This window comes from Escherichia sp. E4930 (genome assembly GCF_005845405.1).
In the GTDB taxonomy this organism is placed as follows: domain Bacteria; phylum Pseudomonadota; class Gammaproteobacteria; order Enterobacterales; family Enterobacteriaceae; genus Escherichia.
In genome coordinates, this window is record NZ_VCDZ01000002.1 from 179,950 (window position 1) to 198,770 (window position 18,821).

The 18,821-nt window shown below is 47.6% G+C and carries 21 protein-coding genes and 1 pseudogene; 8 read left to right on the top strand and 14 right to left on the bottom strand.

What is annotated here, in order from left to right:
* Positions 1-21 precede the first annotated feature (21 nt).
* The gene (gene mdtE, locus FFT88_RS01945) at positions 22-1,131 is read right to left on the bottom strand and encodes a multidrug transporter subunit MdtE (protein WP_346763846.1); all 1,110 of its coding nucleotides are present in this window, start codon (positions 1,129-1,131) and stop codon (positions 22-24) included.
* Between the two features lie 107 nt (positions 1,132-1,238).
* On the opposite strand from mdtE, the pseudogene FFT88_RS25910 reads away from it, so the two are divergent.
* Positions 1,239-1,523, top strand: a pseudogene (locus FFT88_RS25910) (hypothetical protein); the annotation flags it as partial.
* 19 nt (positions 1,524-1,542) lie between these two features.
* Here the strand turns inward: FFT88_RS25910 and gadE are convergent.
* Positions 1,543-2,070: an acid resistance transcriptional activator GadE gene (gadE, locus tag FFT88_RS01955; protein ID WP_064527778.1), complete on the bottom strand. Its 528-nt coding sequence runs from the start codon at positions 2,068-2,070 to the stop codon at positions 1,543-1,545.
* Positions 2,071-2,791: 721 nt separating this feature from the next.
* On the bottom strand, positions 2,792-3,361 hold the full coding sequence (gene hdeD, locus FFT88_RS01960) for an acid-resistance protein HdeD (RefSeq protein WP_135405400.1): 570 nt from the start codon (positions 3,359-3,361) through the stop codon (positions 2,792-2,794).
* A 254-nt stretch (positions 3,362-3,615) separates the two neighbouring features.
* Here hdeD and hdeA point away from each other — a divergent pair, with 254 nt between their 5' ends.
* The 3 genes from hdeA to FFT88_RS01975 all read left to right on the top strand — a co-directional run bounded on the left by hdeA (position 3,616) and on the right by FFT88_RS01975 (position 5,101).
* On the top strand, positions 3,616-3,948 hold the full coding sequence (hdeA, locus tag FFT88_RS01965; RefSeq protein WP_130209189.1) for an acid-activated periplasmic chaperone HdeA: 333 nt from the start codon (positions 3,616-3,618) through the stop codon (positions 3,946-3,948).
* A gap of 115 nt (positions 3,949-4,063) precedes the next feature.
* Complete coding sequence (gene hdeB, locus FFT88_RS01970; RefSeq protein ID WP_130209187.1) at positions 4,064-4,390, top strand: acid-activated periplasmic chaperone HdeB; 327 nt, start codon at positions 4,064-4,066, stop codon at positions 4,388-4,390.
* Between the two features lie 63 nt (positions 4,391-4,453).
* Positions 4,454-5,101 carry an MgtC/SapB family protein gene (locus FFT88_RS01975; RefSeq protein WP_135405403.1) on the top strand — a complete coding sequence of 216 codons (648 nt, stop codon included), beginning with the start codon at positions 4,454-4,456 and terminating at the stop codon, positions 5,099-5,101.
* A gap of 50 nt (positions 5,102-5,151) precedes the next feature.
* On the opposite strand, the gene FFT88_RS01980 is transcribed toward FFT88_RS01975, so the two are convergent.
* From FFT88_RS01980 to shuT, 6 genes are read right to left on the bottom strand one after another with little or no spacing between them, the layout of a single operon-like run.
* Entirely contained in the window at positions 5,152-5,922 is a 771-nt protein-coding gene (locus FFT88_RS01980; protein WP_135405415.1) for a heme ABC transporter ATP-binding protein, read from the bottom strand.
* Positions 5,919-6,911, bottom strand: a complete 993-nt coding sequence (gene shuU, locus FFT88_RS01985; RefSeq protein WP_217355974.1) for a heme ABC transporter permease ShuU/ChuU — start codon at positions 6,909-6,911, stop codon at positions 5,919-5,921. The genes FFT88_RS01980 and shuU overlap by 4 nt, the downstream gene beginning before the upstream one ends.
* A 50-nt stretch (positions 6,912-6,961) precedes the next feature.
* The gene (gene chuY / locus FFT88_RS01990) at positions 6,962-7,585 is read right to left on the bottom strand and encodes an anaerobilin reductase (RefSeq protein WP_130217834.1); all 624 of its coding nucleotides are present in this window, start codon (positions 7,583-7,585) and stop codon (positions 6,962-6,964) included.
* Positions 7,585-8,079, bottom strand: coding sequence for a heme utilization cystosolic carrier protein HutX (gene hutX, locus FFT88_RS01995; RefSeq protein ID WP_021550030.1), 495 nt, complete (start codon positions 8,077-8,079; stop codon positions 7,585-7,587). Before hutX ends, chuY begins: the two co-directional genes overlap by 1 nt.
* 12 nt (positions 8,080-8,091) lie before the next feature.
* Positions 8,092-9,429 carry a heme anaerobic degradation radical SAM methyltransferase ChuW/HutW gene (hutW, locus tag FFT88_RS02000; RefSeq protein WP_135405418.1) on the bottom strand — a complete coding sequence of 446 codons (1,338 nt, stop codon included), beginning with the start codon at positions 9,427-9,429 and terminating at the stop codon, positions 8,092-8,094.
* Between the two features lie 19 nt (positions 9,430-9,448).
* Positions 9,449-10,363 (bottom strand): heme ABC transporter substrate-binding protein ShuT, encoded by a 915-nt coding sequence (gene shuT / locus FFT88_RS02005; RefSeq protein ID WP_135405541.1) that lies wholly within the window; start codon positions 10,361-10,363, stop codon positions 9,449-9,451.
* A 55-nt stretch (positions 10,364-10,418) separates the two neighbouring features.
* Between shuT and FFT88_RS25230 the strand changes: the two genes are divergently transcribed.
* The 3 genes from FFT88_RS25230 to chuS all read left to right on the top strand — a co-directional run bounded on the left by FFT88_RS25230 (position 10,419) and on the right by chuS (position 14,095).
* Complete coding sequence (locus FFT88_RS25230) at positions 10,419-10,619, top strand: hypothetical protein (RefSeq protein WP_167851621.1); 201 nt, start codon at positions 10,419-10,421, stop codon at positions 10,617-10,619.
* A 416-nt stretch (positions 10,620-11,035) separates the two neighbouring features.
* Complete coding sequence (gene chuA / locus FFT88_RS02015) at positions 11,036-13,018, top strand: TonB-dependent heme/hemoglobin receptor ChuA/ShuA (protein WP_135405420.1); 1,983 nt, start codon at positions 11,036-11,038, stop codon at positions 13,016-13,018.
* Positions 13,019-13,066: 48 nt separating this feature from the next.
* Positions 13,067-14,095, top strand: coding sequence for a hematinate-forming heme oxygenase ChuS (gene chuS, locus FFT88_RS02020; protein WP_135405423.1), 1,029 nt, complete (start codon positions 13,067-13,069; stop codon positions 14,093-14,095).
* A 61-nt stretch (positions 14,096-14,156) separates the two neighbouring features.
* On the opposite strand, the gene FFT88_RS02025 is transcribed toward chuS, so the two are convergent.
* The 5 genes from FFT88_RS02025 to arsR form a co-directional block, all read right to left on the bottom strand.
* A complete protein-coding gene (locus FFT88_RS02025; protein WP_130217826.1) occupies positions 14,157-14,687 on the bottom strand; it encodes a LuxR C-terminal-related transcriptional regulator in 531 nt (176 codons plus the stop codon).
* Between the two features lie 142 nt (positions 14,688-14,829).
* The gene (gene slp / locus FFT88_RS02030) at positions 14,830-15,396 is read right to left on the bottom strand and encodes an outer membrane lipoprotein Slp (protein WP_130217824.1); all 567 of its coding nucleotides are present in this window, start codon (positions 15,394-15,396) and stop codon (positions 14,830-14,832) included.
* 454 nt (positions 15,397-15,850) lie between these two features.
* Positions 15,851-16,276: a glutaredoxin-dependent arsenate reductase gene (gene arsC, locus FFT88_RS02035; RefSeq protein ID WP_135405426.1), complete on the bottom strand. Its 426-nt coding sequence runs from the start codon at positions 16,274-16,276 to the stop codon at positions 15,851-15,853.
* A gap of 12 nt (positions 16,277-16,288) precedes the next feature.
* Complete coding sequence (gene arsB / locus FFT88_RS02040) at positions 16,289-17,578, bottom strand: arsenite/antimonite:H(+) antiporter ArsB (protein WP_000922639.1); 1,290 nt, start codon at positions 17,576-17,578, stop codon at positions 16,289-16,291.
* A 54-nt stretch (positions 17,579-17,632) separates the two neighbouring features.
* Positions 17,633-17,986 (bottom strand): As(III)-sensing metalloregulatory transcriptional repressor ArsR, encoded by a 354-nt coding sequence (arsR, locus tag FFT88_RS02045; protein WP_135405428.1) that lies wholly within the window; start codon positions 17,984-17,986, stop codon positions 17,633-17,635.
* Positions 17,987-18,730: 744 nt separating this feature from the next.
* On the opposite strand from arsR, the gene dinQ reads away from it, so the two are divergent.
* The gene (gene dinQ, locus FFT88_RS02050) at positions 18,731-18,814 is read left to right on the top strand and encodes a damage-inducible type I toxin DinQ (RefSeq protein WP_001295215.1); all 84 of its coding nucleotides are present in this window, start codon (positions 18,731-18,733) and stop codon (positions 18,812-18,814) included.
* The last annotated feature ends 7 nt before the right edge of the window (positions 18,815-18,821 follow it).

The window sequence follows — 18,821 nt, forward strand, 5'->3', positions numbered from 1 at the left end:
AGTCCCCTTAAGCCTGCAACGTTATTGTTTCGATTCGGTGCTGGCGTTTTCCTGGCTGGAGGAAATTGCGCGTGCTTTGATACCTGGGCGAATGCGTTGCAAACCGGAAACGATCACCCGATCGCCAGCTTGCAAGCCAGAGGTAACAACCCATTGGTTGCCGATGGCTTTGGTAGCGTCAATTTCACGTAACTGCACGACATCATCTTTATCAAGAATGAGCGCCGTTGCTTTGCCCTGAGCGTTGTGAGTAACGCCTTCCTGAGGCACCAGTAACACATTCTGGCGACTACCTTCATCCACTAATGCTGTGACGTACATGCCTGGCAGTAAGTCACCGTTTGGATTGGGGAAAATCGCGCGCAACGTGACGGAGCCCGTGGTTTCATCCACCGTCGGGTCAGAGAATTTTAGCGTACCGGTCTGGCTGTAACGTTTACCATTTTCCAGATTGAGCTGTACTGGTGTACTGCCCTGAACCTGTTTGATTTGCCCACTGGCGACCTCTTCTTTCATGCGCAAAAAATCCTGCACTGACTGCGTGAGATCGACATAAATCGGGTCCAGACGCTGTACGGTAACCAGTGAATCCGCCTGGTTAGCGGTAACGAGTGCGCCGACGGTCACTGATGATTTCCCGCTGACGCCCGTGATGGGTGAGGTGACATTCGCGTATTGCAGATTGATGGTCGCCTGCTCAACAGCCGCTTTAGCAACGGTGACATTGGCTTCCGCCTCATTCAGCTGGGTGCGCGCGGTGTCGTAATCCTGACGGCTGACGTAGTTGGTTTTCAGCAACGATGCCTGGCGATTAAAGGTAATGCGGGCATTGCTGGCGGTAGAGAGGGCTTTCGCCAGCGAACCTTTGGCTGAGTTCAGCTCTGCCTGCAAGGGCGCAGGGTCAATCTGATACAACGAATCGCCCTGGTTAACTTTATCGCCTTCGATAAAATTGCGCTTAATGATGATGCCACCCACCTGCGGGCGAATCTCAGCAACTTCATAAGGAACAGTTCTGCCGGGCAATTCGCTCATGACATTGATTGAGCCGGGGGAGAGCGTCACCACGCCCACTTCTGGCGTCATGGCGCCAGCATTTTGCGCTGATTTGTCGTCGCATGCGGTGAGTATTACGCCGCAGAATAACAACGGTATTAACAGTTTTCTTTTTCTGTTCATTTTATTCCCTGAAAATTCGTGAAAAATTACGGATTTTTTGAATGTGTGCGGGGAGAGGCATGAGGGATTTACAGACCTGCGGCATAGTGCAAGCCATGGGGATGTATGCCTGTGATGGCGCATGCAGGCCGAGTGACCAATGTGGTGATTTAGATGGCAAAAAAAATGTTGCCGTTCTGCTGACAGTCTCTGCCTGCGTCCGGGCAACGAATGTTTCTACTGGTGGATACATAAACCAGGGGAATAAGTTCGTTTTTGCTTCTCCTTTGGTTATCACCGGGAGTAATGGAGTCAGCATTTGCATCCCTCGTCATGCCAGCCGTCAATTTCAGGCACTTATCGCTGGGCCACATCAACGCCTTCTTAAAAATAAGAAGAGATCCCCAGAGTCACGATGTCGCTCATACGTCTAAGTTTCAGCTTGTACATAATATTGAATTTCTGGATCTTTAATGTCTGCTGCGAAATTTTCAGTGTTGACGTGATATTACTTTCATTTTTGTTCTTCAGGATTAATTGCATAATTTTGAATTGATTATGCGAGAAACATAATTGAGAATTCTTATGAGGCAAGTGTTTTCCATAAGTAATATCAATCAGATTTTTAATGCTTTCTTTACGGCTGATAAAAAAGATAGGCGACTGACTTTTAAGTTTACTGATGTGGTAAGGTGCCAGAACAATGATTCTTTCAGCATCTAACTTCTCAAGAAACTTAATCGCTTCTTCATCAAGGATATGATTATGATAGGTATCAATGATCACCTTGAATGGTTTGTTACCTATGCTTTTTATCTCTGACAGGGAATTGATTTTTATCATTTCGTGATTATCTTTCAACTGCAAAAAGCCCTGTAAAAGAAAAGAATCCTTCGTCATGAGAAAAATCATAACTTGCTCCTTAGCCGTTATTGTTTCGAACATGTCATCCTTTTCATTATTTACATCCATGTCCGAATTCGTTGTTCAATATAGTAAACGCCTATAAGAACGTTGCCCTTCGTGAACTAATACGTCTATTAACACTAATCAAAACTTGAGATTTATCCATCACGCACTCCATATATTGATCCTAGGTAACATTCCTGGGTGTTATAAATTTGTTAGTGCTAACAAGAAATTAACAACTCCCATATTTTCACCAAGAATAAGTTATCAATTTAAAGTTTGTGATTTCTTAATGATAAAACTAAAATAAAAAAGTAATCCGATTTAAATATCGAGTCTCCTTGTTTCTACTTAAGCTGGCAATTGGATTGCCAGCTTTCTTTTTAATTTTGGGGGAAAATTAACATAAACTGCATTAATTACCTTCTTATTGAGACAATGCTTGCCAAATCTTGATTTCATTTTCCCACAGCACTTTTAAACATTAAACCTGACTACAGAAAATATCAGCCATGATAATGTTTGAAATGGCTAATTTGCTGTGAAATTTATAAAACCATAAAGGTTTCAGCGAGTTGTTTAATGAGTCGCACGGTAATTATTTCAACGATGGTTTATGTTTTGCCCTGGTGGCGATATGAAGCGGGAGTGTTATATGCCTCATAGTCACCATAAGTGATTATGAGGCGGTGTGGGAAATACTGTGTCGACGGTCTGATATTGATTATTTTTTAACGAATAAACTAGCGAAGCTAAACAAGCTGGCAGCGCTGAATATTAGTTCTATCCCCACCAGTGTAGAAACTAGTGTTACAGAAACCATTGGCGTTGCACCCAGGAATATCCATGCGATGATGATATCCAGGATACCAATGACTAGTTGTAGCCAGCTGCCTTTCATTGAACGCTGGCGATACCAGCTCATCAAGCGAATAACCCCAGCGACACAAAACAAGCCAGCAATAAACGCCGCAATAGCAAAAATTCCCAGTTCTGGTGCGCGGATGAAGAAATAGCCGATCAACAAATAGGCGACAGCGACAAGGAAGCCGGATAATACAGGCCAGAAATTATGACTCCGGTTGCTGAATAAACCGACAATAAGCGCAATGCCTGAGCAGATTAATAATGCGCCAACGACCGTGCTAAGGATATCGCCAGAGACAAACGGGAAGCTTATACACAGCAAACCGACAATAAACAGTAGCACAGCAATAAACTGGATTGCTCTCCGATGCTTCTTAAGCATATCCATGTCAAATTTCAAAATTGTTGCCTTATCTATATATAACATAGAACCACCCTATAAATTTAAGAAGAAAAACCCCTGCTATCAATCTATGCCAAAAATGCATCCAGGAATGCATGTGATTTAATAAAAATTTCCTAATTAATGTGTCTGACACCAATGTAACTTGTTGTATTTAAATAAAAATATCTGATTTTGACATTTTATCTCAACATGACATACCCAAAAAACCAGGTTATAACCTCAATGTCGAAATTGATTCGTGACGGCTCTTTCACTTTATAGTTGAGGATATTACGATGAAAAAAGTATTAGGTGTAATTCTTGGTGGCCTGCTTCTTCTGCCAGTTGTGAGCAATGCCGCGGATGCACAAAAAGCAGCTGATAATAAAAAACCTGTCAACTCCTGGACCTGTGAAGATTTCCTGGCTGTGGACGAATCCTTCCAGCCGACTGCAGTCGGTTTTGCTGAAGCACTGAATAACAAAGATAAACCAGAAGATGCGGTTATGGATGTTCAGGGCATTGCAACCGTAACCCCAGCTATCGTTCAGGCTTGTACTCAGGATAAACAAGCCAGCTTTAAAGATAAAGTTAAAGGCGAATGGGACAAGATTAAGAAAGATATGTAATTCATGGAATGCGTTGCATCGTATTTCCTTGAATATTGAACAGGCAGGAATACCTCGCGTTAAAGCAGATAATCCTCCTGTTCATATATACTTTATTTGTTGAATGGGTTGTAAAATGAATATTTCATCTCTACGTAAAGCCATGATTTTCGTTGGCGCTGTAGCGGCACTTTCACTGGTTAATGCACAATCTGCACTGGCTGCTAATGAATCTGCTAAAGATATGACTTGTCAGGAATTTATTGACCTGAATCCAAAAGCGATGACACCGGTTGCATGGTGGATGCTGCATGAGGAAACGGTTTACAAAGGTGGTGATACTGTAACCTTAAATGAAACTGATCTGACTCAGATTCCTAAAGTGATTGAATATTGTAAGAAAAATCCGCAGAAAAATTTGTATACCTTCAAAGATAAATTGGCAAATGTCCTGCCGAATTAACAGGAATAAAGCAAAAAGGAGTAGCAAGTTGAGCCATCTTGCTGCTCCTTTTTGCATTTTTATATGACTGCAGAATTTATTATTCGTCTAATCCTGGCTGCTATTGCCTGTGGTGCTAATGGCATGGAAAGGCAAATGCGCGGCAAAGGGGCAGGGCTTCGTACACATGTCTTAATCGGTATGGGTAGCGCCCTGTTTATGATTGTGTCGAAATATGGTTTCGCTGATGTGCTGGCGCTGGATCATGTCGGGCTTGATCCCAGCCGTATTGCCGCTCAGGTTGTCACTGGCGTCGGTTTTATAGGCGCGGGTAATATCCTCGTTCGTAATCAAAATATTGTCGGCCTCACCACCGCTGCGGATATCTGGGTAACAGCAGCAATCGGTATGGTGATTGGTAGCGGCATGTATGAGCTGGGGATTTACGGTTCTGTAATGACCTTGTTGGTACTGGAAGTCTTCCATCAATTAACTTTCCGGCTGATGAACAAGAATTACCATTTACAGCTGACGTTGGTGAACGGTAATACGCTGTCGATGCTCAACTGGTTTAAACAACAAAAAATAAAAACTGATTTAGTTTCGTTGCAAGAAAATGAAGATCATGACGTGGTTGCTATTGATATTCAGCTTCATGCGGCGACGTCGATTGAAGACTTATTAAAGTCACTAAAAGACATAACGGGTGTGAAAGGTGTTTCAATCAGCTAATGTGAATATTAATGATATCGACGGGAGTACGCCCGGTACTCCCGTCGTATTTAACTATCGAGGACAATCAGCGGAGAATGATTGGCAGGGGCGTTTAATACAGTAATATCCGCGCCGTAGAGCATAGTCAGCGCCTGCTGTGTCAACACGTCCTGCGGTTTACCATTGGCGATAACCTTTCCTTTTTGCATCAATACAACACGGTCGGCATAACGGGCGGCAAGATTAAGATCGTGCAAAACACAGCAGACGTTGAATTGCCGTTCGCGAACTAACTGACGTAATAAACGAAACAGATGCTGCTGATGATGAATATCCAGCGCCGACGTTGGTTCATCAAGAAATAACCATTTCGGCGAGGGTATTGCTTCCCAAAGTTGTACCAGCAGGCGCGCTAATTGCACACGCTGTTGTTCACCGCCGGATAATTGCCGATAGTCGCGGTTTGTTAACGCCTGACAGTCGCATAGCGCCATTATCTGTGCCGTTTCATCCCCCTGATTACCGGTACGATGCGGATGGCGCCCCATCTGGATCACTTCTTGTACGCTGAATGGAAACGCCATATGGCTATTCTGACGCATCACGGCACGGTGTTTCGCCAGTTCGGTAATTGACCATTCATTTAATGGCTTATTAAATAACCGGCATTCACCGCTATCAGGTTGAAGATAGCCGGTGAGTTGGCGAAGCAACGTGGATTTTCCCGCACCATTAGGACCGAGAATGGCAACAATTTCCCCGCCGGGAAAAGTCAGCGAGACATTGTCAGTCAGGCGTCGCCCATGAAGGCTATAAACCAGGTTCCGGGCGCTAATCATGCGATCCTCCGGTTGCGCAGAATCAACCACATGAAATACGGACCGCCAAGCAGGCTGGTTAGTAATCCTACAGGCATTTCTGCGGGCTGTACCAGTGTGCGGGCAAGCGTGTCTGCCATCAGCAATAAGCAGGCTCCGGCAAGGGCAGAGCAAGGAATTAGCCAGCGATGATTTGCTCCGGTTGTCATGCGAATCAGATGCGGGATCACCAGGCCTATAAAGCCGATAATGCCGCTTACCGATACGGCAGCGCCAACGAGCAGTGAGCTAATCAACAGTAATTGTTGGCGTTTACGCTTTACGTTCACGCCGAGGTAATGGGCTTCTTCATCACCAAGTTGCAGCAAATTCAGCGTTCCGGCGAGACACGTTGTTGCCATAATGGCGGGCAGAATGAAGGAGCTGGCAACCAATAACGTTGGCCATTGCGCCTGACCGAGATTGCCCATCATCCACAACGTGAGTTGTCGTAGCTGTTGCTCATCGCCGATATAGCTCAGTATGCCGATCGCTGCGCCGCACAGGGCATTGATGGCGATACCGGCGAGTAACAATTGCATCATGCTGCCATCGCGATGGCGCTGCGTGATGAGAAAAATGATGGTGCAGACCACTAAACTTCCGGCGATGGCAAACACCATTTGTTCATAAAGCACCAGCACCACGGGGAAGGAAAAGGGCAGCACAATAGCAACGCCGACCATTAATGCCGAACCGCTACTGACGCCGAGCAATCCTGGGTCAGCCATGGGGTTGCGGAAAAGCCCCTGCATAATCACCCCGGCGGTTGCCAACGCGGCGCCTACCAGCACGGCCAGTAAAACGCGCGGCAGGCGAATATTTAGCCAGATATCGCGGTATTCCTCATCAAAAAGGGCATCAAAACTGATCTTTAACGCTCCCTGACTGGCACCGAACAGCACCAGAGCTAGCAATAATAGTGATAGCCCCATAAAGACCCTGGAGGAAGAGAGTGAATCCTTGAGCACGCAAAACTCCGTTATGACGTTGCGGCGCGGAGAGTCTGCGCCGCATGGGATTACGCCGGTTTCAGGTCAGGTTCAATCAGACTGTAGATCTGCTTGTTGAGTGCTGGCGCGTTTGCCAGTTCATGAATGTGTGCGGCGACATCGGCACGGTGAACAAAACCATGACACTCCTGATTTTGTATCCGTTGTGCTTTGCCTGTTGCTGCGCCGTCAAGCAGACCGCCAGGGCGGAGAATGGCGTAGTCTAGCTGGCTGGTTTGCAGCCAGCTTTCCGCCAGTGTCTTTTCGCGCACCGCCTGACCAAACGCGGCTTTTGCCCGATCCGATAAGAACGGCCAACTATCGCCGCATCCCAAAGAAGTCACCAGAATCATGCGACGGATGCCTGCCTTTTCGGCCTCATCAATCACCGTTCTGTGGGCCAGATAATCCTGTGCGCCGCCCATTGTTGAGATGATAAGTGCTTGCGGACCAGCCGCGCGGCAGGCGGCTGCGACTACGCTGGCGTCACAAGCGTCGCCAGTAAAAACCTGCACACCTTGTTGCGCCAGTTGAGCCGCAGCGTCTGCACGGCGAACGACAGCGACGACCGGACGTTGTTCCGCCAGCGCCAGTTCAAGCGTTCTGGCGCCTACGCCTTTTCCGCCCGCGCCAAAGAGTAGCCAGGGTGTCATCAGGCGTGTTCCTTTAACGATGCTGCCAGAGCATGGAAGGCGTTGACCTGTTCACTCAGGAGCTGACGATGGTCATCCCTGCCGAGGAAGATTTTCAGCATGGCGCTGCCTTCTTTGTTGAAAAAGAGAATGGATGCGGTGTCCATGCCCATAAATTTACGTTCGATTAAGGCAATATGCGTGCAGTTTTCTGCTTTGATATGCCCGGACATGCCGTGCTTTCCACGCAGATTGAAATAGCCGTGGCGGTGGAAACCCGAAGGCAGTTCGCCGCTAAATTCGAGGATCACATCGGCAGTATGCACCAGCGTGGTGACGTTGCCCCATTCGCAGACGGTATCCCAGACAGTATCGAATTTATCGCCTGACACAACAGTCGGAGAGGGCAGATTTTTCACTACCTCCAGCAGCGTGGTGTTGTATTGTTCGGCGATCGCCTCCAGTGTACCGTCTGGCTCCGTTTTCAAAAATTCCTGTAACGAGACATGGCTCATAAATCACTCCTGTTATGGTTTTTCAAGCGCAATCGCTGGCGCATTAAGTACCTGAATCAGTTCATTAAGAGACTGCAAAATGTTGCTTGCCCAGAAACGACCTTCATTGGTTAATCGCAGACACGTTGAAGCATCGCGGCTTAAGCCTTTTTGGTGCCACTGGGCCAGTAATGGTGCGAGTTTTTCGGCATGTGGCGTAAGTTCGTCCAGCGGTACACGCGCTGTTTCAATGCCCGATTGCAAGGTATGACGCCACTGCGCGTTACGTTCAGCGTTACGCATGATCATCATCAGCGGTTTTTTGCCTGCCGTGACGGATTCATGCCAGGTCTGCAGATTGCGTTCATTCATCCAGGAGTAACCATTAATCGAACCGCCGGCGCCGGAACCAAAGGCCAGACAATCGGCACCTTGTTTTATCAGCAGGTTATAGAGATTGCGTTCGCGTGTGGTACGGCCCCAGTGGCTGTTACTGATGCAGCGCCAACCAGCATCGTCCATAAAATCACACCCTTGCAGGTAAAGATCGCGACGTTCCGCCGGAGAGGGCACGGTAGTGCGCCCGTTTTCCACGGCTTTGCCCAGTGGCGTGTTGGGCAGGACGTTGAGCGCATAGAGGTCGACGCCGTCAAGACCGATATCGCGGGCAATAGCCAGATCTTCTCCCCAGGTTTGCGCATCCTGACCTGGCAGGCCAAACAGCAGGTCACAGACCACCGCAGCACGGTCACGTTTGACCAGGCTTTCCATAAACGCAATGGCGGTTGGACCATCCGAGGTGCGGGCCATTTTCTTGCGGATTTTGCTGTTAAACGACTGAATACCAATTGAGAAGCGGTTTGCTCCCGCATCAAGGCAAGCGTCGATTCGCTCAGCGTCAAAATTCAGTACCCGGCCTTCAATGGTGATTTCACAATCGGGTGCCAGTGGTAATTTCTCTCGTAGTGTGGTGATGATTCTTGCCAAATCGCGCGCGGAGAGTGCGGAAGGCGTACCGCCACCGAAATAGACCGCATGGATGGGCGCGGACTGATGCAATACACTGTCTGCCTCCTGTTCGATTTCTCGAATCAGGGCGTCGGTATAATGAGCACACGCATCTTCATTAAAACGATTCTGATAAAAACCGCAAAACGTGCAGTGTGTCGCGCAAAAAGGAATATGAAGATAAACCAGTCGCTTACGAGGTGAGGTTGTTTGACTGATCATCTCTTGCCAGGTCTGTGCCAGTTGTTCTTTGGCGACCGGAATGGCCCCACGAAACGGCATCATGGCACGCCTGTCTTTAAATGGCTGGTCACCGTCTAAAGCAAAATGAGGCGTGAGATCCAGGGTATTTTTCATGTTCATACGTCTGATTTAAATCCGTTTATTGCGGCCAAATTTGCTGGTGTAAAGACTCAACGACATCAGCAATACGCGGGCCCATTCCCAGAATCAGGTTTTGATCAACGGTGATAATGCGCTGGTTCTTCCAGGCGGCGGTGTGGGTAATTCCGGCAATAGAACGTAGCCGGTTAATATCGCCATCGACCATTTGTGAGGTTACGACAATCACTTCAGGGTTAGCCGCAATCAGCGATTCCGCGCTGTAGCTTTTGTACTGCTGGTGGGTAGCGACGTTTTCTGCTCCGGCAAGCGAAAGAATGGCGTCCGCAACGCTGCCTTTACCGGCAACCTGTGGCGCGCTGCCGCCAGCAGAGAGAATAAACATCGCTTTAACCGGGGCTTTTTTTGCCGTCACGCTTTGCTGTACTCGCTCCAGGCGTTGGCTGATTTGTGTCACCAGCGCCTCGCCTTGTTCAGGAACCTGTAGCGTTTTTGCCAGTTGGCGAATGTTGGCGTACATCTGCTCAAGGGTGGCTGGTACACGCGGCAGAGTGACGACGTTGACTTTTTGCGCCCGCAGTTGGTCGAGCACAATTTGCGGTCCTGCATCCTGCCAGGTAATTACACTATCCGGGCGAAGTGACAAAATGCCTTCGCTGCTGAGTTGTTTCCAGTAGCCAATATGCGGCAGTTTGGCGGTTTCTGGTGGATAAGATGTCGTTTCATCGACACCCACCACGCGCTCGCCAGCACCCATCGCGTAGATTAGCTCCGTCAGTGATCCTCCAGCGACCACAATGCGTTCGGCAGCCGTTGCGCTAAAAGCCCAGCTAAGAGCCAGTACTGCCGTAAACAATTTTTTTCGTTTTACCGCAGTCTTCGCGACAGAGGCCACGGCTGAAATACATAACGTTAGTGGGGAAAAAAGATACGGCCTGTTGGTGATCCTTGGCATCATATGAGAACTCTTATCGAATTGAGAATGATCATGATTATCATTTGAGTTATATATGAAACACAACCGTCGATTCAATACGCAAGGCGTTACAAGCGTATTTATTTTTGATTTTTATCAAGATGCTTCGTCAGCTAACGTTCTTGTTACCGACAAAATTTCAGGGCGGGAAAAAGCTGAGATCTCCAAGATATCGCGGCTTGCAGAGCAAAGAGAAAAGAAAATTATCGCGGTTAACGACAACGTTTCGTTATGAGGTCGTGGGGGACTGCCACAAGAAAAAAATGGTTTTCTGGATACAGGATAGCTTTCATAACCCCCTGTTTATTGTGTTAATGGCGGTTAAAAAAAAGCTTGATCATAAAAAATTGATCGATAATAATTCTCATTATCACGTCTGGCTTTAACAAAATATGACCATATGGATAACAAAATCATAGCTTTTGCAAGGGATAGCGCACAGCGCTCTTCACTCCAGATGCGGCATATCGCTTTGCCTGACAAAGAGGGCGAATTGTCCGGGATACCAGACAATTTCACGGAATATAAACGCCTGTTAACTCACCCGGCGAATATTATCGCTTTGAATTGTAAATAAATTTATTTTTCGCCAGCCATCCCGGTATTAATCCAGGTAGCCAGCATTTTTTATTTTCCTCATGGAGAATCGCTATGTCACGTCTGCAATTTACCTCGTTGCGCTTGAGTTTGTTGGCTTTGGCTGTTTCTGCCACCTTGCCAACGTTTGCTTTTGCTACTGAAACCATGACCGTTACGGCAACGGGGAATGCCCGTAGTTCCTTCGAAGCACCAATGATGGTCAGCGTCCTCGACACTTCCGCTCCTGAAAACCAAACGGCGACTTCAGCCACCGATCTGCTGCGTCATGTTCCTGGAATTACCCTTGATGGTACCGGACGAACCAACGGTCAGGATGTAAATATGCGTGGTTATGACCATCGCGGCGTGCTGGTGCTTGTCGATGGCGTTCGTCAGGGAACGGATACCGGACACCTGAATGGGACTTTCCTCGATCCGGCGCTGATCAAACGTGTCGAGATTGTCCGTGGACCTTCGGCATTACTGTATGGCAGTGGCGCGCTGGGTGGGGTTATCTCCTACGATACGGTCGATGCAAAAGATTTATTGCAGGAAGGACAAAGCAGCGGTTTTCGCGTTTTTGGCACCGGTGGCACGGGGGACCATAGCCTGGGATTAGGCGCGAGCGCGTTTGGGCGAACGGAAAACCTGGATGGTATTGTGGCCTGGTCCAGTCGCGATCGTGGTGATTTACGCCAGAGCAATGGCGAAACCGCGCCGAATGATGAGGCTATTAATAACATGCTGGCGAAAGGAACCTGGCAAATTGATTCTGCCCAGGCTCTGAGCGGATTAGTGCGTTACTACAATAACGACGCGCGCGAACCAAAAAATCCGCAGACCGTTGAAGCGTCTGACAGCAGTAATCCGATGGTTGATCGTTCAACGATTCAACGTGATGCACAGCTTTCTTATAAGCTCTCTCCAGTGGGCAACGACTGGTTAAATGCTGATGCAAAAGTTTACTGGTCGGAAGTTCGTATTAATGCGCAAAACACGGGAAGTTCCGGTGAGTATCGCGAGCAGACAACGAAAGGTGCCAAACTGGAGAACCGTTCCACTCTGTTTGCCGAGAGTTTTGCCTCTCACCTGCTGACGTATGGCGGTGAGTATTATCGTCAGGAACAGCATCCGGGCGGCGCGACGACGGGCTTCCCGCAAGCAAAAATTGATTTCAGTTCCGGCTGGCTACAGGATGAGATCACCTTACGCGATCTGCCGATTACCCTGCTTGGCGGAACCCGTTATGACAGCTATCGCGGTAGCAGCGACGGTTACAAAGATGTGGATGCCGACAAATGGTCGTCTCGTGCAGGGATGACTATCAATCCGACCAACTGGCTGATGTTATTTGGTTCATATGCCCAGGCATTCCGCGCGCCGACGATGGGCGAAATGTATAACGATTCTAAGCACTTCTCGATTGGTCGCTTCTATACCAACTATTGGGTGCCAAACCCGAACTTACGTCCGGAAACCAACGAAACTCAGGAATACGGCTTTGGGCTGCGTTTTGATGACCTGATGTTGTCCAATGATGCCCTGGAATTTAAAGCCAGCTACTTTGATACCAAAGCGAAGGATTACATCTCCACAACCGTCGATTTCGCGGCGGCGACAACCATGTCTTATAACGTCCCGAACGCCAAAATCTGGGGCTGGGATGTGATGACGAAATATACCACTGACCTGTTTAGCCTTGATGTGGCCTATAACCGTACCCGCGGCAAAGACACCGATACCGGGGAATATATCTCCAGCATTAACCCGGATACCGTTACCAGCACCCTGAATATTCCGATCGCTCACAGTGGCTTCTCTGTTGGTTGGGTCGGTACGTTTGCCGATCGCTCAACACATATCAGCAGCAGTTACAGCAAACAACCTGGCTACGGCGTGAATGATTTCTACGTCAGTTATCAAGGGCAGCAGGCGCTCAAAGGCATGACCACTACTTTAGTGTTGGGCAACGCCTTCGATAAAGAGTACTGGTCGCCGCAGGGCATCCCACAGGATGGACGTAACGGCAAAATTTTCGTGAGTTATCAATGGTAATCATCAGCCCCGATATTTCGGGGCATTTATCTGGAAGGAAGAGAGACAATGAACCACTACACACGCTGGCTTGAGTTAAAAGAACAAAATCCCGGAAAGTACGCGCGTGACATCGCAGGTTTAATGAATATCAGCGAAGCAGAACTGGCATTTGCGCGCGTCACGCACGACGCGTGGCGGATGCGCGGCGATATTCGTGAAATTCTGGCGGCGCTGGAAAGCGTTGGTGAAACCAAATGTATTTGTCGTAATGAATATGCAGTCCATGAGCAAGTTGGCTCGTTCACAAACCAGCATTTGAACGGTCATGCTGGATTAATACTCAACCCGCGCGCGCTGGATTTGCGACTATTTCTTAATCAGTGGACCAGTGTTTTCCATATAAAAGAAAACACGGCTCGCGGTGAACGTCAGAGTATTCAGTTTTTTGATCATCAGGGCGATGCATTACTGAAAGTTTATGCTACCGACAATACCGATATAGCGGCATGGAATGAGCTTCTGGCACGCTTTATCGTCGAGGAAAATACGCCGCTTGAGTTAACAACGATTGATGCGCCTGCCGCACAAACCGACGTCGATGCCAGTGTTGTAGAACAAGAGTGGCGTGCGATGACGGATGTCCATCAGTTTTTTACGTTGCTCAAGCGCTACAATCTGACTCGTCAGCAGGCGTTCAATCTGGTGGCAGACGATTTGGCCTGCAAAGTATCTGGTAGTGCGCTGGCGCAGATTCTGGAATCTGCACAGCAGGATGGCAATGAAATCATGGTGTTTGTTGGCAACCGTGGCTGCGTACAGATTTTCACGGGAGTGGTCGAAAAAGTGGTGCCAATGAAAGGTTGGCTGAATATTTTCAACCCGACGTTTACTCTTCATCTATTAGAAGAGAGCATTGCTGAAGCCTGGGTTACCCGTAAACCGACCAGCGATGGCTACGTAACCAGCCTGGAACTGTTTGCTCATGATGGTACGCAGATTGCGCAACTTTATGGTCAGCGTACTGAAGGGGAACAGGAGCAGGCGCAATGGCGTAAACAGATTGCGGCGCTGACGCAGGAAGGCGTTGCTGCATAACGAGTCATTGTCAGGAGGTCTGGCTGTCGCCGGGCCTCTTTATAAATATCAGCTGGAGATTTCAGACCAGATAATCAATATGTTGATGACGTACCAGTTCGTTGATCCGTTTAAGATTGAGGATCATCATAATATTGTGTTTATGGCAGTAGAATGTTTTCAGCGATATTTTGAGTTTCCCCAGAATATCTTCTGTCGTCATTTGATTCGCAATGCAGCTCAGAACCTGATGCTGTTTGCGCGAGAGTGACACGTCCGCTTCTGGTACAGAGCAATAACTGCCATTGAGCAGCGCGACGAAGTCAATAATCGTAATATTTCTCTGGACAAAGGTTACCGGAACTTTCCCCAGACAGCGTTTAATATTAAACGGCGAGAAAACAATGACATGAACAGGCCGCAGGCGTTCAATTTTGTTGAGCATTGATGAGTGGAATACATTATTCATTAATGTATCAATAATCACTAAGGCATTCTGATGCAACGTTAAGTCAATCTCTTTTTCGTTCTGTATATGAACGACATTACCTTTACTTATAATATTTTTCATCGCGGTGAAAAACATGGTGTCTTTGGTAATTATAAGAAACATAACCGACTCCCGTTGCGAACATTAACTTTATAATCAGGTCGCCAAAGGTAATAAAAAGGTCAGGGCTTGTAATTATAGTTATATAGAAATGATTTTATTGAAGATGCAGATATTTGAAAAATATCTGCATCTTTAAACCAAATTATTTCACCAGTTCTGGCGTTACCTGGCTAACTGCATTGGTGTAGTACGGTGTGCCCCAGCCGGGTTCAGGCCAGAATGCGCCGTAGCCGTAATCCCACAAGTTGTAGGTGGTATTGACCACTTCTCTCAAATGCCATACCTGAATCCCCTGCACATTTACGTCAACGAAGTTATATGGGACTTTATTGATAAATCCAGGTTGTTCGCCCTGAATGGTGCCGAGAACGGTGACAAAGTGGTTACGGTAGTTCACTGGGTCAAGGAAGCCGCTTTGTCTGGCGAGCAGTCGCCCTTGATAGTTGGCCTCAATGTCAGGTTTCGCATAGCTATCCAACGGCAATACGGCGATTTCTAGCAACGTATCTGTTTTACCGTTGATAACGTTGATAACCTTCCCGCCGAAGCGTGCCTGTTGGCCAACATACAAATTCGGTTGGTTATGAACAGCAACAAAACTTTTTTGAATATCAGGTTGGTTATTGCCTTTGATATTTTGCGGAATCGAACTACATGCGGCAAGAAAAAATGAAAGGCTGAAGATGAGTGCACCTTTTGTCTTGTTCATGTTACTATCCTTATCAACAAATGTTAAAACCATAATAGATATTTCTTTATAGTTTTCATCTGATTTTCAGGTGATATGCCTGATAGTAACGTAAACCTGTCTGATATTTATATCCTTGCAGATGAGTTCCGGAAAGCATTGATGTGTGATGTTATTATGTGTCTCCTTATAATATGGGATATTATAAAGAGGCTCTTATTTCTAATGGCACATGGCGTAAAGATTGTTATTGATGTGATGATAATGGTTTATAAATGTTAGATATGCAAGCCATTCGTAATTTTAACTTTGGGGATCTTCAATTTAAAAACGCTTATTATATGACTCATTTTATCTGTTCATTAAAAAACATTGTTTATCCGCCCTGCATGGATATCAATAAGTTACTGAAATTGCACGATCGAAATTATGTATTTTTTTGTCAATAATGAGAGGGCGCAGCCGCCCCCTTTGTTTATTTTAATCGTTTACCCGCCTCATCAACCACTTTCTCGCCATCTTCCTTGGTGAACGCGCCTTGTTGCGCATCTGGCAGAATTTCCAGCACCACTTCTGAAGGGCGGCACAGACGAGTTCCCAGCGGTGTAACCACAATCGGGCGATTAATCAGGATGGGATATTGCAGCATAAAGTCGATTAACCGATCGTCAGTAAAATTATCTTCCGCAAGGCCCAATTCCTCATACGGTTCAACGTTTTTACGCAGCAGCGCGCGTACGGAAATCCCCATATCGGCAATGAGTTTGACCAGTTCATCGCGCGTCGGTGGTGTTTCCAGATAATAGATAATGGTCGGTTCTGTACCGCTGTTGCGGACCATCTCAAGCGTATTACGCGACGTACCGCAGGCCGGGTTGTGATAAATGGTAATGTTGCTCATATCAGTATCTCATTACAAAGTGAAAGAGAGGCGTAGCGCCAGCGCGGCGAGCGTCACAAACAGTACAGGCAGGGTCATGATAATCCCTGTACGGAAGTAATATCCCCAGCTGATTGTCATATTCTTCTGCGAAAGTACGTGCAGCCAGAGCAGCGTTGCCAGGCTACCAATCGGGGTAATTTTCGGCCCCAAATCGCAGCCAATCACGTTGGCATAAACCATCGCTTCTTTGATGACACCAGATGCCGTGCTGCCATCAATGGACAACGCGCCAACCAGTACCGTTGGCATATTGTTCATAATAGAAGAGAGGAAGGCGGTGAGGAATCCGGTGCCGAGCGTCGCGGCCCACAGGCCGTTATCCGCCAGCACGTTGAGTACGCCAGAAAGATATTCCGTTAACCCGGCATTGCGCAGGCCATAAACCACCAGATACATGCCGAGCGAGAAGATGACAATCTGCCAGGGTGCACCGCGCAGGACTTTGCCCGTATTAATCGCATGACCGCGTTTAGCGACGACAAATAATATCAGTGCGCCCACAGCTGCAATGGCGCTCACCGGAATGCCGAGTGGTTCCAGGACGAAAAATCCCACCAGCAGAAGCAGTAAAACAACCCAGCCAGTTTTGAACGTAGCAGGATCTTTGATCGCTTCTGCGGGAGATTTCAGCAGCGCCATATCGTAGTTCTGCGGAATATCTTTGCGAAAATAGAGATGTAGCATCACCAGCGTGGCAACAATCGCGGCGATATCCACCGGCACCATCACCGATGCGTATTCGCGAAAGCCGAGGCCAAAGAAATCTGCCGAAACGATATTCACCAGATTGGAGACAATAAGCGGCAGACTGGCGGTATCGGCAATGAATCCGGCCGCCATCACGAACGCAAGCGTAGTGCCTTTGCTAAAACCTAAAGCCAGCAGCATGGCGATGACAATCGGCGTCAAAATAAGCGCCGCGCCATCATTGGCAAACAGGGCAGCAACGGCAGCGCCGAGCAGGACAATCCAGGTAAACAGCAGGCGACCACGACCATTGCCCCAGCGTGAAACGTGCAGCGCCGCCCATTCAAAAAAGCCGGACTCATCCAGCAGCAGGCTGATGATAATGACGGCAATAAACGCAGCCGTCGCGTTCCAGACGATATTCCACACCACCGGAATATCGCCCGGATGGACCACGCCCGTAACTAACGCCAGTACTGCGCCGAGTGTTGCACTCCAGCCGATGCCTAAACCTTTCGGCTGCCAGATAACCAATACGATGGTCAGGACAAAGATAGCGCCTGCCAGTAACATAATGCCTCCCGGATAAAACACATGTGCAAATCCATATGTGTTTAGCTAAATTTTTTAACCGAAAATGTTCTTACTGTCTGCGGAACAGTTTTGCCGAGCCAGGTTGCGGACAATCGCCTGAATCTTTTCCTGTTCACACCGCCAGGCCTGCTCAATAATTTTCGCCGCCCATGCTGGAATATGCGGCGATAAGCGGTAATGAACCCACTTACCTTGCTTGCGATCCAGCAATAGCCCGCTTTCACGCAGCAATGCCAGGTGGCGGGATATCTTGGGCTGCGACTGGTCGAGAGCAGTGCAGAGATCGCAGACGCATAACTCTCCCAGTTCGCTGAGCAGTAAAACGATGCCCAGACGGGTTTCATCGGCAAGAATTTTGAACAGTTGGATGGGTAACATAAATGACATATTGCGCTCCTGATTGTTGCAGGCAGTGTCTCTCTTCAAAGCGGATAAGTCAAAAACATATATGAATTAATGAATGTGTAAGTGCAGAAGATGGTAATAGGTGTGAATTTTGAGTTGGGTATTCATTTGAAAGGCGGTCTGAATCAGGACGTAAAAAAACCGACTTTGCGTCGGTTTTTTTACTCTTCAGCCTGAGTTGGTGGCTCTGGCTGGAGTGAGAATGCCATCATCTAACAGCTCAATACTATTAGCCAGTGGCTAACATTGCAAGAATTAGCGATTTCTTCAGCTGGCAGAGGGAGCACTTCGGTATATATCGCAGTGAAAGATGATTTATATACTTTCACCGGATTATCGCCGTATTAAGCCTTGTCCGAATCAGGACGTAAAAAAACCGACTTTGCGTCGGTTTTTTTACTCTTCAGCCCTGAGTTGGTGGCTCTGACTGGAGTGAGATAGTCATCATCTAACGCATCAATGCTAATACCATACTGAAACTATTGCAAGGACGTGCTGGTTTTATGACCTGCGCGTACTGTATGATTATCCAGTTAGCTCTGAGGCATTTTCACTCTGGCAATGCGCATAAACGCTTTCAAAGTCCTGATCAGTGGTACGGGTGGTGCCGTTAACTGATGCTCTGGCCGGAGTGAGAATGCCATTATCTAACAATGGGGCATGCGCCGTGACAGGCAGTGGATGAGTAAGCGGATGCATTCTCACTCCATCGCATGGAGAAAACGGGTGATTGACAAAGCAATCATCGTTCTTGGAGCGTTAATTGCGCTGCTGGAACTGATCCGCTTTCTGCTTCAGCTTCTGAACTGATAGCGGA

What these genes read in the sequence shown, in the direction of transcription:
- gadE (WP_064527778.1), bottom strand. Translation starts at nt 2,070, where the DNA reads ATGATTTTTCTCATGACGAAGGATTCTTTTCTTTTACAGGGCTTTTTG.
- hdeD (WP_135405400.1), bottom strand. Translation starts at nt 3,361, where the DNA reads ATGTTATATATAGATAAGGCAACAATTTTGAAATTTGACATGGATATG.
- hdeA (WP_130209189.1), top strand. Translation starts at nt 3,616, where the DNA reads ATGAAAAAAGTATTAGGTGTAATTCTTGGTGGCCTGCTTCTTCTGCCA.
- hdeB (WP_130209187.1), top strand. Translation starts at nt 4,064, where the DNA reads ATGAATATTTCATCTCTACGTAAAGCCATGATTTTCGTTGGCGCTGTA.
- FFT88_RS01975 (WP_135405403.1), top strand. Translation starts at nt 4,454, where the DNA reads ATGACTGCAGAATTTATTATTCGTCTAATCCTGGCTGCTATTGCCTGT.
- FFT88_RS01980 (WP_135405415.1), bottom strand. Translation starts at nt 5,922, where the DNA reads ATGATTAGCGCCCGGAACCTGGTTTATAGCCTTCATGGGCGACGCCTG.
- chuY (WP_130217834.1), bottom strand. Translation starts at nt 7,585, where the DNA reads ATGACACCCTGGCTACTCTTTGGCGCGGGCGGAAAAGGCGTAGGCGCC.
- hutX (WP_021550030.1), bottom strand. Translation starts at nt 8,079, where the DNA reads ATGAGCCATGTCTCGTTACAGGAATTTTTGAAAACGGAGCCAGACGGT.
- hutW (WP_135405418.1), bottom strand. Translation starts at nt 9,429, where the DNA reads ATGAACATGAAAAATACCCTGGATCTCACGCCTCATTTTGCTTTAGAC.
- shuT (WP_135405541.1), bottom strand. Translation starts at nt 10,363, where the DNA reads ATGCCAAGGATCACCAACAGGCCGTATCTTTTTTCCCCACTAACGTTA.
- FFT88_RS25230 (WP_167851621.1), top strand. Translation starts at nt 10,419, where the DNA reads ATGAAACACAACCGTCGATTCAATACGCAAGGCGTTACAAGCGTATTT.
- chuA (WP_135405420.1), top strand. Translation starts at nt 11,036, where the DNA reads ATGTCACGTCTGCAATTTACCTCGTTGCGCTTGAGTTTGTTGGCTTTG.
- chuS (WP_135405423.1), top strand. Translation starts at nt 13,067, where the DNA reads ATGAACCACTACACACGCTGGCTTGAGTTAAAAGAACAAAATCCCGGA.
- FFT88_RS02025 (WP_130217826.1), bottom strand. Translation starts at nt 14,687, where the DNA reads ATGTTTCTTATAATTACCAAAGACACCATGTTTTTCACCGCGATGAAA.
- slp (WP_130217824.1), bottom strand. Translation starts at nt 15,396, where the DNA reads ATGAACAAGACAAAAGGTGCACTCATCTTCAGCCTTTCATTTTTTCTT.
- arsC (WP_135405426.1), bottom strand. Translation starts at nt 16,276, where the DNA reads ATGAGCAACATTACCATTTATCACAACCCGGCCTGCGGTACGTCGCGT.
- arsB (WP_000922639.1), bottom strand. Translation starts at nt 17,578, where the DNA reads ATGTTACTGGCAGGCGCTATCTTTGTCCTGACCATCGTATTGGTTATC.
- arsR (WP_135405428.1), bottom strand. Translation starts at nt 17,986, where the DNA reads ATGTCATTTATGTTACCCATCCAACTGTTCAAAATTCTTGCCGATGAA.